The organism is Salinicola halophilus (assembly GCF_003206155.1).
GTDB lineage: Bacteria > Pseudomonadota > Gammaproteobacteria > Pseudomonadales > Halomonadaceae > Salinicola > Salinicola halophilus.
On the sequence record NZ_PZJV01000001.1, the window covers coordinates 286,731 to 299,243 of the forward strand.

Here is a 12,513-nt window from a genome sequence, read left to right on the forward strand (position 1 = left end):
CCTGTTTCTTATTGGAAACGATGAAGCGGTTGGTTAAGGTGAAACGCCCCTCGATGCGTCCTTTCACGGCGCTTGCGCGTTGCGCGCCGGGCTGAGGTCAGCGCAAGTCTCGTCTCACGACCAGATTCTATCTCGTTCGACAGCGGGATCGGCAAGCGAGGGCGATTGGCGTCGCGAGACGTATTGCTTGGCGCTCGTGTTTTGCGCTGATGGAAGACGCGAGGCAACATCGATAGGTAGCCGAAGGTATGACGCGGGGTATTCAGCCGTCGCGGTGCAAGGCCTGGAAGCTCCAACAACAATCGAAACGACGGGGTGCAACGTGGAACTACTCAATACTCTCTTCAGCGCCATCAACAGTGTGGTATGGGGTCCGCTCATGTTGATCCTGCTGTTTGGCGTGGGGCTCTATCTTCAGTTCGGGCTACGGCTGATGCCGATTCGCAAGCTCGATGAAGGGTTCGGCCTGCTGTGGAAGGGGCGCAGCAGCGAGTCGAGCGATCGCGATCAGGGCGAGATATCGCCTTTCAACGCGCTGATGACGGCGCTGTCGGCAACGATCGGCACCGGCAATATCGCGGGTGTCGCGACAGCCATCGCCCTCGGCGGGCCGGGCGCGGTGTTCTGGATGTGGCTGACCGCACTGGTCGGTATGGCGACCAAGTTCGCAGAAGCCGTGCTGGCGGTGCGCTATCGTGAAACGGACTCCCAGGGTAACCACGTCGGCGGTCCGATGTACTACATCCGTAACGGTCTGGGTAAACGCTGGGCGTGGCTGGGCGGCATGTTCGCCTTTTTCGGCGCGGTGGCGGCATTCGGTATCGGTAATACGGTGCAGGCGAACTCGGTGGCGGATGCGCTCACGACTTCCTTCGGCATTCCGGCCTGGGTGACGGGGCTGGTCATCATGGTGCTGGCGGGGGCGGTGATTCTCGGAGGTATCAAGCGTATCTCTCAGGTCGCTGGCAAGCTGGTGCCGCTGATGGCGATCGCTTATTTCAGCGCCAGTGTCGTGGTGCTGATCATCAATGCCGATCAGATACTCGGGGCGCTCGGCATGATCTTCGAATACGCTTTCCAGCCGATCGCCGCCAGCGGCGGGTTCGCAGGGGCGGCCGTGGCGGCGGCCATCCGGTTCGGTGTCGCCCGGGGGATATTCTCCAACGAAGCGGGGCTGGGTAGCGCTCCCATCGCGCATGCGGCGGCGCAGACGCGCAATCCGGTACGTCAGGGCCTGATCGCGATGCTGGGCACCTTCATCGATACGCTGGTGGTCTGCACCATGACGGCGCTGGTGATCCTGACGTCGTCGCACTGGCTGGATGGCGAGAGCGGGGCGGGGCTCACGTCGCTGGCGTTCGACAGCGGCTTGCCGGGCTTCGGGCAGTCGATCGTGGCCATCGCGCTGGCGGTGTTTGCCTTCACCACCATTCTCGGCTGGTCCTTCTACGGCGAAAAGTGCTTCCAGTATCTCTTCGGCGATCGGGCGATCGTCGTCTACCGTGTTGTCTTCGTCCTCGCGGTACCGGTGGGGGCGATGGCGCAACTCGATCTCATCTGGCTCATCGCCGATACCTTCAATGCAATGATGGCGATTCCCAACCTGATCGCGCTGGCGCTGCTGTCGCCGGTCGTCTTCAAGCTGACGCGTGATTACTTTGCGGGCAAGACGGTGCTGCCCGGCGAGGAGCTGGACTCTCACCGGGATCGCTAAGGGCGGCGAATCGCTCTCGATCTTCATCCGACGCGTAGCGCCTCTCACCGGAGGCGAGAAACCCCGGTGAGAGGCGCCTCATCACACTTGTTTCGGGAGGCCCCGATGGCCGATCTCCACGCCACGCCGCTAGAGGCGCTTCATCAATCACTGGGCGCCAAGATGGTGCCTTTCGCCGGCTACAACATGCCGGTTCAGTTCCCGCTAGGGGTGAAGAAGGAGCACGAGCACACTCGCCGCGCCTGCGGACTTTTCGACGTCTCGCACATGGGCCAGGTCCGTATCATCGGGCCGGAGCCCGCCCAGGCTCTAGAAACACTGGTCACGGCAGACGTGGTGGGTCTCGCGGTCGACGCGCAGCGCTATGCGCTATTCACCAATAGCGAGGGCGGTATCCTCGATGACTTGATGGTCGTCAACCACGGGGACTCCCTCTATCTGGTCGTCAATGCAGCGCGTCGCGCACAGGATCTGGGCGTGCTGCGAACGGGGCTGGAGGGACGCCACGACGTCGAGGTGCTCGATCGCGGGCTGCTGGCGCTTCAAGGGCCCCAGGCAGTGGAGGTGATGCGTCGTCTCTGCCCGCAGGCGTGCGAACTCCGGTTCATGCAGCACGGGCGATTCGACGTGATGAACCAGACGCTCTGGATCAGCCGCAGCGGCTATACCGGTGAAGACGGTTTTGAAATTTCGACGCCGCGGGATGCCACCGACGCGCTGGCCAGATGGTTGCTCGATCAGCCCGAGGTCGAGCCCATCGGATTGGGGGCGCGTGATTCTCTGCGCCTCGAGGCGGGCCTGTGCCTTTACGGTCACGACATCGACGAGGCGACGACGCCGGTCGAGGCCAGTCTGCCCTGGGCCGTGGGCAAGGCTCGGCGCATGGGCGGGGAGCGGGAAGCAGGATTCCCCGGCGCCGACAAGATACTGCATCAGCTGCAAGCCAAAGATCATCCGCGAAAGCGTGTCGGTCTGATTGGCGAAGGGCGGGCGCCGGTGCGTGAGGGCGCCGTACTCTTCGACGGTGACGATCGAGAAGTCGGGCGCGTCACTTCGGGTGGATTCGGGCCGAGTGTGGCCAGCCCCATCGCCATGGCCTATGTCCTAATGGATGTCGCCGAGCGAGGAACGACGCTCTACGCCGAAGTGCGTGGCAAGCGACTGCCCATGGTCGTCAGCGCCATGCCGTTCGTGACTGCCAACTACTACCGCGGGTAGCTGCCGTACTGCTACCGGTCATCAACCGGTAGCAGTGTTTTTTTGCTCCACCTTTATACCGTTATCTTCAAAGTCTAAAACCTTCAAAAACGCCAGTTCACACATCGCCGATGGGTCAGGAAGCCGTAGTGATGCGGCGGAACGTCAAATTGATTCTGACGCCGTCGATCGATCTCGGTGCGAGCGCATGCTGCCAGTATCGCTGCGAGCCAGGCCCCATCACGAGCAGGCTGCCGTGCGGTAGCCATACGTTGAAGGCTTGGCGGCCCTCGCGCCGGCGGGTTCGAAAGCGTAACGGCCTTTCCACTCCGAGAGAGAGCGAGACGACGATGGGGTCGGGACCGAGTTCTGGCTCATCGTCACTGTGCCACCCCATTCGTTGGCCGCCGTGCGCATAGCGATTGAGAAGAACGCTGTTGAACCAGACGCTGTCAGAGAAGAGGGAGCCCAGCTCACTGTGACGCAGTGAAGTGGTCAGACGGTCGCGAAGGGTTTTAACCGCACCGTGCCAGGGCTCGGGTCGCAAGGTGCGTCCGGAGTACCGGTAGTTCAGCTCGGGATCGCCCATCCAGCACTGGGCGCGCGGGATGACGTGCGTCTTGCCGTAGAGCGTGAGCGTAGGGGATTCCCAGGGAATGTCGCGTGCAAGGGTGGCGAGGACCGCATCGGCTTCATCGCGCTCGAGAAACGTCGCGTGACGGACCAGAAGCGGGTTTCGGTGAAGACATTCCCATGCTGGCTCACCCATATTCGCGCCACTGCCTCAGAGCCAGCCAACGCTGATGTGCAGCAACAGGTGACTCAGCCAGGCGAGTCCTCCACCCAACAGAGCGCCGACCAGCACATCGCTCAGATAGTGAAGGCCGAGCACGACGCGAGAAGCGGCGATCAGCAGCGCCAGTGGGAAGACCACGGGAAGCAGCGACGGCGTCGTCGGTGTAATGAGCAGAAGGAACATCACCGCATGCAGGGTGTGGCCACTGGGGAAGCTGTAGCGGTCCACGGGGGGCATGCTGCAGCGTATCGTCGTGAAGGTGATGTAGGGGCGCTCGCGACAGAGTCGCGTCTTCAACGTGCGGTAGACCAGTGCCGCGACGGCGGCGGTCACCCCCCAGTGGGCGGCGATCATCCAGCCTTCGCGCCCGTGCCAGAGCGGTTGGCACAGGCTGAGTAGCACCCAGGCCGGCCAGTCGCCCAGGCGGCTGACCCACTGGAAGAGTTTGAGCGTCGGCGGATGGCGCGAAAGATCGGCCAAGCGATGGCTCAAGCGACTTTCGAACCGATCGAGACGCTCAAACGTGTGACGTGGTATGCGCGGCTGCATGTCTGGAACTCTGGGCCTGTATGAGATGGGCGAGAAAGCGGTCACCGATGTTGGCCCAGCTCAAACTCGCGGCACGTTCGCGCGCTTGGTGACCCAGACGCGCATAGCGCGCGGGGTCGCAGCTCAATACCCGGGCAGTCTCGATGAAACCCTGACGATCGTCGGTCGCGACCAGACAACCATCGACATCGCGCGTTATCAGCTCTTTGGCTGCCGCATGCTCGAACGCCACGACGGCCAGACCGCTGGCCATCGCTTCGGGCACGACGTTGCCGAACGTTTCGGAGAGCGAAGGAAACACGAAAATATCCGCGCTCGCGTAATGCCGCGCCAGGGCGTCGTCCTTCTGGAATCCGGTAAAGATGGCATCGGGAAGGCGCTGAGCGAGCGTCTTGCGCGCCGGTCCATCGCCTACCAGTACTTGAACGAGAGCGGGATTGGCCTGCTTCATCGCACTCATCGCTTCGGCGAGCAACTCGATATTCTTCTCCGATGCCAACCGGCCAACGTAGAGCGCGACGGGCTGGTCGGCGGTGATACCCCACTGTCGTCGAAGGTCGTGATCTCGCCGCTCGGGACTATAGTGCTGGGCATCGACGCCGCGAGCGAGCACTGAAACGTTGCGGTAGCCGCGATTTTCCAGTGCTCGCTGCTGTTCGTGCGTCGGGACCAGCGTCGCCCCGCAGCGGTTATGAAAGTAGCGCAGGCCGCGCTGGGCGATCGGGATGCTCCAGCCGAGACGGTAGTTCGCCGCGTACTGATCGAAATTGGTATGAAAGCCACTCACTATCGGGATATCCAGCTTGCGGGCGGCATTGAGTGCCGACCAGCCCAGCGGGCCTTCGGTCGCAATGTAGACCGCATCCGGACGTTCCTGTCGCCAGAGCTTCATCAGACGACGACGGCAGGGGATACCGACATGCACGTCGGCATAGATGGGCAGGGCGATGCCGGTGACGTGGAGGTCTCGCTCCATGAGTCGATCGCGCTCGCCGCCGGCGGGCTCCGGCCGAATCAACTGAAGCGTCAAACCTTTCGCGACGAGATGACTGGCGAGATGGCTCAAGGTGTGCGCGACACCGTTGACCTCCGGAGACCAGGTTTCACTGACCAGGGCTATGCGCATCGCTGCCGCTCCACTTCTTTATCGCGACGTTCTTCAAGGCTGACTCTCGCTGCCGCGTCCGGTCCATGTTCTAGATGCTGCGTCCGGCGAATGACGCGCTTACGACCCGTGTATGACGATTCGATGACATTCACTTCGGGCTAGCGTAGCACGCGTGCCGGGTCCACGGGTTTGCCACCGTGGCGAAGGTCGAAGAGCAGGTGGTAGTTGTTGGCTGCCTGGTCCTGGCCGATCTCGCAAAGCGGGGCTCCTGGCTCGACGTTATCGCCTTCCGAGACCAGCAGCTTCTCACAGAAGGCGTAGACGCTCTGCATGTTGTCGTCGTGATGCAGTATCACGACCTGTCCTAGCTGGCGCATGCTGTTGGCAAAGCGCACGCTGCCGCGCTGCGCCGCGAGGGCACGCTCCGGTGTCGGCGTCGATAGCATCATTGGCTGCAGCGTCCCGTGACCGTCAGGACCGAACGGTCGTGCGATCGAGTAGCGCGCCAAGGGCCAGTGCCAGCCCTTGGCCGAGGTCGGTAGCGGCCCGGGATCCGGAAGACTCTTGGAGGCGACGGGTGCCGAGGCGCGACGGCTGCCACCGCTACTGCTGCCGCGCGGTACATCGATCATCTGACCGATCTCCAGCGACGATGGGTTGCCATTGGCCGCTACCACTTGCTGTGGGTCGGCGCCGAAATAGCGCGCGATCGAATAGAGCGAATCGCCCCGGCGGACCTCGTAGCGGTAAGGCCCGCTGCCCGGTGCCCGCTCGCGCTGTGAGGGCAGCATCAGGCGCTGGCCGACGGCGAGTCTGCGGGCATCCACGCCTGGGTTGAACCGCTGGAGGCGCAGGAGGGGAATGTCGGCGCGATTGGCGATCTGGCCCATCGTGTCTCCACGCTGCACGATGATCCAGCCCGGGCCAGCCGGCGCGCTGTCACGACTGCCGCCGCTGCTGGCGCATCCGCTTACCAGCAGTATCAGCGCCAGGAGAAGGAGGAGAGCGCTTCGTCTTTTTCCTGCCAGAGTGCATTCAGCCATGAATAGAAACGTTCCTTGTATTGGGCATCTTCGTAGCTGCCTTCTTGCATCCAGGCGGGTTCCTCCAAGCGCCGGACCATGACGGCGATGTCCGACTCACGCCCGCAGAGAAAATCCCAGAAGTTGGGTGCACGGCGGCGGTAGTGAAGCGTCACGTCGAGAATGCCGTCGAGCCGATCGCCCAGCAAGCCGATGACCTGGGCCATGCCGCCCGCTTTGGGGCGTAGTAGATGCTCGAACGGACTCGACTGCGCCTGTCGCTTGGCGGGCGTGAAGCGTGTCCCTTCGACGAAGTTGTAGATCGTCATCGGCATCTCTCTGGCCCGTTCGCACATCCGGCGAGTCGCCTCACGATCTCGCGCTGCCAGGCGTGGGCGGCGCGTTAACGTTTCGCGGTCGTAGCGTCGCATGAACGGAAACTCCAGCGCCCACCAAGCCAAGCCGATGATCGGCACGAAGATCAGCTCGCGCTTGAGAAAGAACTTGGGCATCGGCACGCGCCCGGTGAGGGTGAAGAGCGTCACCATGATGTCGGTCCAGCTGCGGTGATTGGCAATCACCAGGTACCACTGGTCAGGAGAAAGGCCCTCCGGCACGGACTGATGAATGCGGGGTTGCAGCCATCGACGTATCCACCAGTTATTGGTCCGTATCCAACCCAGCGCCAAGCGATGTAGCCCCGCCAGTAGATACCGCCGGGCCCGTCGAGTCGGGGTCATCAGTTTGACGGCGGTCAGCGCGATCAGCGGCACGCCCCAGAACAGCGTGTTGAGTACCAAAAGCCCGACGCTCACGACGCCTTTGAGGCTCGACATGCCATTCTCCATCAAGAGCTTGAGTCGATGTTACTGGAATGCCCAAAGTCTGCACAGCGGCAGTCGACACCGCTCGCCCGTCGTCGGGGGATTGGGTCGGTCACCGATGAAAATCTGATCAATCTAAGAGGCTGGCCGGGGACGCGGGAGTCGGGCGACGCGAGCCACGGGAAATGCACAGCGTTATCCACAGATCGTGTGAATAATTCGAAACGCGCCGATAAAAGCGACATCGGCGGGTCGGAAAACGACATGGGCGTTGTTAGAATGCCGCCCCTTTTCGCTGAGTACGACGTCAGAAAACAACGTTTCTTGAACGTTGGCTTCTCGTTCGACGTGGTTCTCGTCTCACCCTCTGGAGGCCACTTGCGCGCATTGCCGGCTACGCTACCCATCCTTTTCCTCTGTGAAATCAGCTTCCTGCTGGGGCATGGCCTGATCATGACGCTGCTCGGCGTCAGGATGTCGCTGGAAGACTTTCCCTCGCAGATGGCGGGTCTGCTGATGTCATGTTTCTCGCTCGGCTTCGTCGCGGGTAGCTACTGGCTCGAGAAGCGAATTCGCAGCGTCGGGCACATTCGCGTGTTCGCAGCCTGTGCGGCGCTGCTCGCCGTCACGGCGATTCTGCACGGTCTGTGGATCAATCCATGGGCATGGCTGGTCTGGCGGCTGTTCGGGGGCGCGGCGACGGCGGGCCTGCTGATGGTGATGGAGTCTTGGGTTTCCGGAGAGTCGACCAATGAAAATCGCGGTCGAGTGCTCGGCTGGTACCTGGTGATCTCGACGTTGTCGCTGGCGGGTGGACAGTGGATGCTCAATGCGGCCGATCCGGCAACGTTCGTGCTGTTCTCGGTGGCAGGCATTCTCTTCGCGCTGTCGCTCGTACCACTTTCCATTCACCGAATTCACGGTCCCGCGCGCTCGAGTCACGACGACTCGACCAAGATCTCCCTGAAGACGCTTTTCTCGCGGGCTCCGGTCGGTCTGGTGGGAGCGTTCGTCAGTGGCATGATGGTTCAGGCGTTCTTTGCGATGACGCCCTACTACGGTCAGGAAATCGGGCTCAGCACGAGTCAGACCGCCCAGTTCATGTCGATCACGACGCTGGTCGCGCTCATTGCGCAATGGACACTGGGTCGGGTATCGGATCGCTTCGACCGCCGTAAGGTGATTCTTTGCATGGCGGTCGTCATGACGATTTCGGGCCTGCTGATCACGGTGGCGGCACGCTCGAGCTTTTGGCTCTTGATCTTCGTTGCGAGCTTCCATACCGCCATGCTGCATACGCTCTACTCGCTGAGTCTGGCGCACACCCACGACTGGCTGGAACCGAGCGAGACCATTCAGGCCAACGCCAAGCTATTGATGTGTTACGGCGTGGGCTCGGTGCTCGGGCCGTTCAGTGCGTCGCTGTTGATGGAACGATTCGGCCCCGACGGGCTCTGGTTCTTTCTGGGTGTCGCCGCCGCCGGACTTGCCGGATTCATCTCGTTTCGACTGGGGCGGCGTGGGCCGAGCAAAGCGCCACAGGAGCAGGAGCCGTATACGCCGATGGTGCCGCTGGTCGAGTCGACGCACTATATCAACGAGCTCGATCCGCATTACGGGCCGCTACAGTACGAACTCGAGTTCGGGGGTGACGACACCGTCGATACGTCGACTGCGAGCGATAGCGACTCTGAACGGGCCTCGAACGCTGCGTAAGCTCTCAGTTCGATAGGGGAGAGTACTAACGCCAAGAGCCGACAGGACGTCGGCTCCGGAAGGTGTGACGCGATAGGAATCGCCCCACGGTCGAATCAGGCGCTCTCGGGCATCAGCGCCTTGTCGTGAACGTAGCTTTCGAACTCGGTGAACCCGCCAACGTGGTTCTGGTCGACGAAGATCTGCGGGACCGTCTCTACTGGCTTGCCGATGGTCTTTTCCATGTCGGCCTTGGTGATGCCCTCTTCATGAATGTCGATATAGCGAAAGTCGAAGTCGTCCCGCGCTTCCTTGAGCTTCTCGGAAAGCTCCTTCGCGCGTACGCAAAACGGGCAGCCAGGGCGGCCAAAAATGACGGTCAGCATGGATGATGCTCCTTGGTTGATATCAGAACGTGCGGATAAAGTGGGGCTTATTCTCTCGTATTAAACCCGTCGCCACTAATTGAGTCTGGCTACGCCGACCATTACGCCTGCCTATTCGAACTCGACCCGTCCGCCCGCGTCGGCGTGCTGCAGCAGCTCTCCCAACGGTTCGAAGATCGCCGGTGCCGTCACGATGAGATTCTCGCCGTAGAGATCCGCCGGCAGGCCGTCCGGGCACTCGTAAAGATGTCCCGTATGGGCACCTGCTTCGCGGGCGATCAACAGTCCGGCAGCAAAATCCCAAGGTGAGACGCTTTCGTAGTAACCGTCCAGCAGGCCGCTCGCCACGTGACACAGGTCCAGCGCCGCGGAGCCGTTGCGCCGCACGTCGCGACAGGCGTTGACGACGTGATTGAGGCGGCGGATCAAGGGCGCCCGCCGGTCCCTGGCATAGGGGAACCCGGTGGCGATCAGGCTGCGCTCGAGTGACTTTGCCTTGCTACACGCGATCGCTTCATCGTTGAGCGTTGCACCGTCGCCACGAATCGCCGCGAAGGTCTGACCGAGAAAGGGGGCGTGCACCACGCCGAGCTGCAGCTCACCGTCGACGGCAAGGCCGATCGACACCGCGACGTGGACGTGGCCATAGGCGAAGTTGACCGTGCCGTCGATGGGGTCGACGACCCAGAGCGCGCCGTTTCGCTCTAGCTGAGAGCGGTCCGGGGACAGCTCTTCGGTGAGCCGGGCCTCGCCGGGAAAAGCCGCTTCCAGCTCTTCGGCGATGAAGCGGTCGACGGCGACGTCCACCTCGGTCACCAGCTCGTCATCGTCCTTGTACTGATGAGAAAAGTTCTGCTCACGGCGAGCACGGGCGATCTGCTCGCCGGCTTCCTTGGCGATCCTGATGGCGATATCGAGTCGCTGCTGGTGGTTCACGTCGTTCTCCTATCGGTTATCGGGGCGCTGAAAGGCCTGCGTCGCTCTGTTGTCAGCGTCTGACCGGACGCTTTTGCAGTTTGCGCTGAAGCGTTCGGCGATGCATGCCGAGCGCTCGGGCGGTGGCCGAGATGTTGCCATCGTGCTCCTGCAACACCTTCTGAATGTGCTCCCACGTGACGCGATTGACCGAGGGGGGATTGTCGGAAATTTCCACTTCGGTATCCCCGCTCTCCCGCTCCAGCGAATGGAGAATCTCGTCGGCGTCCGCGGGTTTGCAGAGATAGTTGACGGCTCCGAGCTTGATCGCCTCGACGGCGGTGGCAATGCTCGAGTAGCCGGTCAGCACGACGACTCGGCAGTCGGGGGCGATCTCGAGCAGCTCCGGCAGCAGTTTGAGTCCCGAATCGGACTCGAGCTTCAGATCGAGCGTAGCGAGACTCGGCGGCATCCGCTTGGCTTCGGCGAGCGCCTGCGCTTGGGTGTGCGCGACCACGACGTCGTAGCCGCGCCGGCGCATGGCGCGCTCCATCACGAAACAGAGTTGCTCGTCGTCGTCGACGATCAGTAGGCGTTCACCGTCACTCATTGCACTTTCTCCTCGATCCTCGATCTGCGGGTCCCGAACGGTCCGGCCAGGACGACATGATGGCAAGCGTTGCCGTTACACGGCACGCGTCTGGCGCACCTCGTCCGATGGCACGCGCGGCAGCTTCACCTCGGTCAGCGTGCCGCCTTCCTCATGGTTGTAAAGACTGACGCCACCGCCGAATCGATTGATGGTGGCGTGAGTCAGGAACAGGCCGATTCCCATTCCTTTGCTCTTGGTGGAAACGAAGGTATCGCCGAGCTGATCGGCGATCGACATCGGCACGCCCGGGCCCTGGTCGCGGATATCGACGATCACCTCGTCCGCGTTCCAGTCGAGGCTCGTTACCACGGTATCGGGGCTGGCATCGGCGGCGTTGTTGAGCAGATTGATCAATGCCTGCTCCAGGGTGGCGTCGACGGCGAGGAACGGCTGCCCGCGCCGGCCGCGAACCTCCAGCTGGTGATTTACGTCGGGACGCAGGACCAGCCAGCGCTGAATGAGGGCCTCGAGCCAGAGATCGGCGCGCAGGGTTTCGGGTTTTTCCAGCCGCCGGCGGTCGGCGCTGGCGACCAGAGCCTGCAGCCGCTGCTTGCAGGTATCGACCTGCTGGCGAAGAAGGTCGATGTCGTCACGCAGGGCCGGTTGATCCTGGGCCTCATGGCGCATCTCCTTGAGCAGTACCGCCATGGTCGACAGCGGCGAGCCGAGTTCGTGGGCGGTACCCGCGGCCTGGGTTGCGACGGCGAGGATCTGCTCGTTGCGCAGCGCCGCTTCCCGAGTGCGCGACAGCGTCATATCGCGTCGCCGCAGGGTGTGCGCCATCTTGAAGATGAAGAACGTCAGCAAGCCGCCGGAGAGGATGAAGTTGAGCCACATGCCGAGGGTGTGGAGCTGGATGCCGGAAAACACCGTGCGGTTCACCAGCTGCGGCACCGGCTCGTAGAAGATCATCATGAAGGTGTAGCTCGCCGTGGCGGCGAAGGCGATGATCCAAGCGTAGGACCAGGGCAGGGTGGAGGCCGCAATGGCCAGTGGCACGAGTAGATAAGTGATGAAGGGGTTGGTCGACCCGCCGGTGTAGTAGAACAGCAGGCTGAGTCCGGCGATATCCACTAGCCAGTGCAGCAGGTATTCGGTGTCGGTCACGGCTCGCGGGCGACCCAGGCGCCACCAGGTCGCCACGTTGAAGAGGCCCATGGCGACGATGATGCTGATGATGGGAAGCACGTGGAGCTGAAAGTCGAGGATCTCGACGCCGAAGATGATGGCGGCGAGAAAACCGGTCCAGGTGATGCCGCGAACGATCGTGAGCCGAACCAGGTTGCGATTCGGGGTCGAGAGCGGAAGCGGCTGTAGCATGATCACTCCAGAGCGGTGAATTGATGCCATGGTATCGCAGCCGGCGAAGCGGCGTGACCCACCCGTGTGATGCGTTCGCACAATGCGGTGTGCCTGATTGTCGCAGTTAGTGGTCGGATGCCCGCAGCCAGATGGCAAGGTACAATCGCGCCGACTTCAGACACCGCCGGCCAACGTCACTTTTCGAAGTGGCGACGATGCCGGGCGCCAAATAGAGACTCCGCCGCATGGCAGAACGCCAGTTAGCCCAAGAGGCCGCGATTCGCAGAACGTTCGCAATCATCAGCCACCCAAATGATTGATCGCGTGACACCGAAAGACAACCTGTGCTGATT

The 12,513-nt window shown here is 62.3% G+C and carries 12 protein-coding genes; 3 read left to right on the plus strand and 9 right to left on the minus strand.

The window, feature by feature from the left end; genetic code table 11:
• Nucleotides 1-322 precede the first annotated feature (322 nt).
• Both DOM33_RS01225 and gcvT read left to right on the plus strand, forming a co-directional pair.
• Nucleotides 323-1,714 carry an alanine/glycine:cation symporter family protein gene (locus tag DOM33_RS01225; protein WP_110665098.1) on the plus strand — a complete coding sequence of 464 codons (1,392 nt, stop codon included), beginning with the start codon at nt 323-325 and terminating at the stop codon, nt 1,712-1,714.
• Between the two features lie 105 nt (nt 1,715-1,819).
• Nucleotides 1,820-2,932: a glycine cleavage system aminomethyltransferase GcvT gene (gene gcvT / locus DOM33_RS01230; protein ID WP_110665100.1), complete on the plus strand. Its 1,113-nt coding sequence runs from the start codon at nt 1,820-1,822 to the stop codon at nt 2,930-2,932.
• Nucleotides 2,933-3,047: 115 nt separating this feature from the next.
• On the opposite strand, the gene DOM33_RS01235 is transcribed toward gcvT, so the two are convergent.
• From DOM33_RS01235 to DOM33_RS01255, 5 genes are all read right to left on the minus strand, one after another.
• Nucleotides 3,048-3,680, minus strand: a complete 633-nt coding sequence (locus tag DOM33_RS01235) for an alpha-ketoglutarate-dependent dioxygenase AlkB family protein (protein WP_110665103.1) — start codon at nt 3,678-3,680, stop codon at nt 3,048-3,050.
• Nucleotides 3,681-3,695: 15 nt separating this feature from the next.
• Entirely contained in the window at nt 3,696-4,199 is a 504-nt protein-coding gene (locus tag DOM33_RS01240) for a phosphatase PAP2 family protein (RefSeq protein ID WP_338053802.1), read from the minus strand.
• Nucleotides 4,200-4,224: 25 nt separating this feature from the next.
• A complete protein-coding gene (locus DOM33_RS01245) occupies nt 4,225-5,382 on the minus strand; it encodes a glycosyltransferase family 4 protein (protein ID WP_110665107.1) in 1,158 nt (385 codons plus the stop codon).
• A gap of 140 nt (nt 5,383-5,522) precedes the next feature.
• Entirely contained in the window at nt 5,523-6,254 is a 732-nt protein-coding gene (locus tag DOM33_RS01250) for a peptidoglycan DD-metalloendopeptidase family protein (protein WP_239495222.1), read from the minus strand.
• Between the two features lie 92 nt (nt 6,255-6,346).
• Nucleotides 6,347-7,222 (minus strand): acyltransferase, encoded by an 876-nt coding sequence (locus DOM33_RS01255; protein WP_110665111.1) that lies wholly within the window; start codon nt 7,220-7,222, stop codon nt 6,347-6,349.
• Between the two features lie 366 nt (nt 7,223-7,588).
• Here DOM33_RS01255 and DOM33_RS01260 point away from each other — a divergent pair, with 366 nt between their 5' ends.
• Nucleotides 7,589-8,926, plus strand: a complete 1,338-nt coding sequence (locus tag DOM33_RS01260) for an MFS transporter (protein ID WP_110665113.1) — start codon at nt 7,589-7,591, stop codon at nt 8,924-8,926.
• 95 nt (nt 8,927-9,021) lie between these two features.
• Here DOM33_RS01260 and DOM33_RS01265 read toward each other — a convergent pair whose 3' ends face one another.
• From DOM33_RS01265 to DOM33_RS01280, 4 genes are all read right to left on the minus strand, one after another.
• Nucleotides 9,022-9,291, minus strand: coding sequence for a GrxA family glutaredoxin (locus DOM33_RS01265; RefSeq protein WP_110665115.1), 270 nt, complete (start codon nt 9,289-9,291; stop codon nt 9,022-9,024).
• A 111-nt stretch (nt 9,292-9,402) separates the two neighbouring features.
• Entirely contained in the window at nt 9,403-10,227 is an 825-nt protein-coding gene (locus DOM33_RS01270) for an inositol monophosphatase family protein (protein WP_110665117.1), read from the minus strand.
• 52 nt (nt 10,228-10,279) lie between these two features.
• Nucleotides 10,280-10,816 carry a response regulator transcription factor gene (locus DOM33_RS01275; protein ID WP_110665118.1) on the minus strand — a complete coding sequence of 179 codons (537 nt, stop codon included), beginning with the start codon at nt 10,814-10,816 and terminating at the stop codon, nt 10,280-10,282.
• 75 nt (nt 10,817-10,891) lie between these two features.
• A complete protein-coding gene (locus DOM33_RS01280; protein WP_110665120.1) occupies nt 10,892-12,178 on the minus strand; it encodes an ATP-binding protein in 1,287 nt (428 codons plus the stop codon).
• Between the last annotated feature and the right edge of the window lie 335 nt (nt 12,179-12,513).

Coding starts and splice junctions, on each gene's coding strand:
- gcvT (WP_110665100.1), top strand. CDS start 1,820: ATGGCCGATCTCCACGCCACGCCGCTAGAGGCGCTTCATCAATCACTG.
- DOM33_RS01235 (WP_110665103.1), bottom strand. CDS start 3,680: ATGGGTGAGCCAGCATGGGAATGTCTTCACCGAAACCCGCTTCTGGTC.
- DOM33_RS01245 (WP_110665107.1), bottom strand. CDS start 5,382: ATGCGCATAGCCCTGGTCAGTGAAACCTGGTCTCCGGAGGTCAACGGT.
- DOM33_RS01250 (WP_239495222.1), bottom strand. CDS start 6,254: ATGGGCCAGATCGCCAATCGCGCCGACATTCCCCTCCTGCGCCTCCAG.
- DOM33_RS01255 (WP_110665111.1), bottom strand. CDS start 7,222: ATGTCGAGCCTCAAAGGCGTCGTGAGCGTCGGGCTTTTGGTACTCAAC.
- DOM33_RS01265 (WP_110665115.1), bottom strand. CDS start 9,291: ATGCTGACCGTCATTTTTGGCCGCCCTGGCTGCCCGTTTTGCGTACGC.
- DOM33_RS01275 (WP_110665118.1), bottom strand. CDS start 10,816: ATGAGTGACGGTGAACGCCTACTGATCGTCGACGACGACGAGCAACTC.
- DOM33_RS01280 (WP_110665120.1), bottom strand. CDS start 12,178: ATGCTACAGCCGCTTCCGCTCTCGACCCCGAATCGCAACCTGGTTCGG.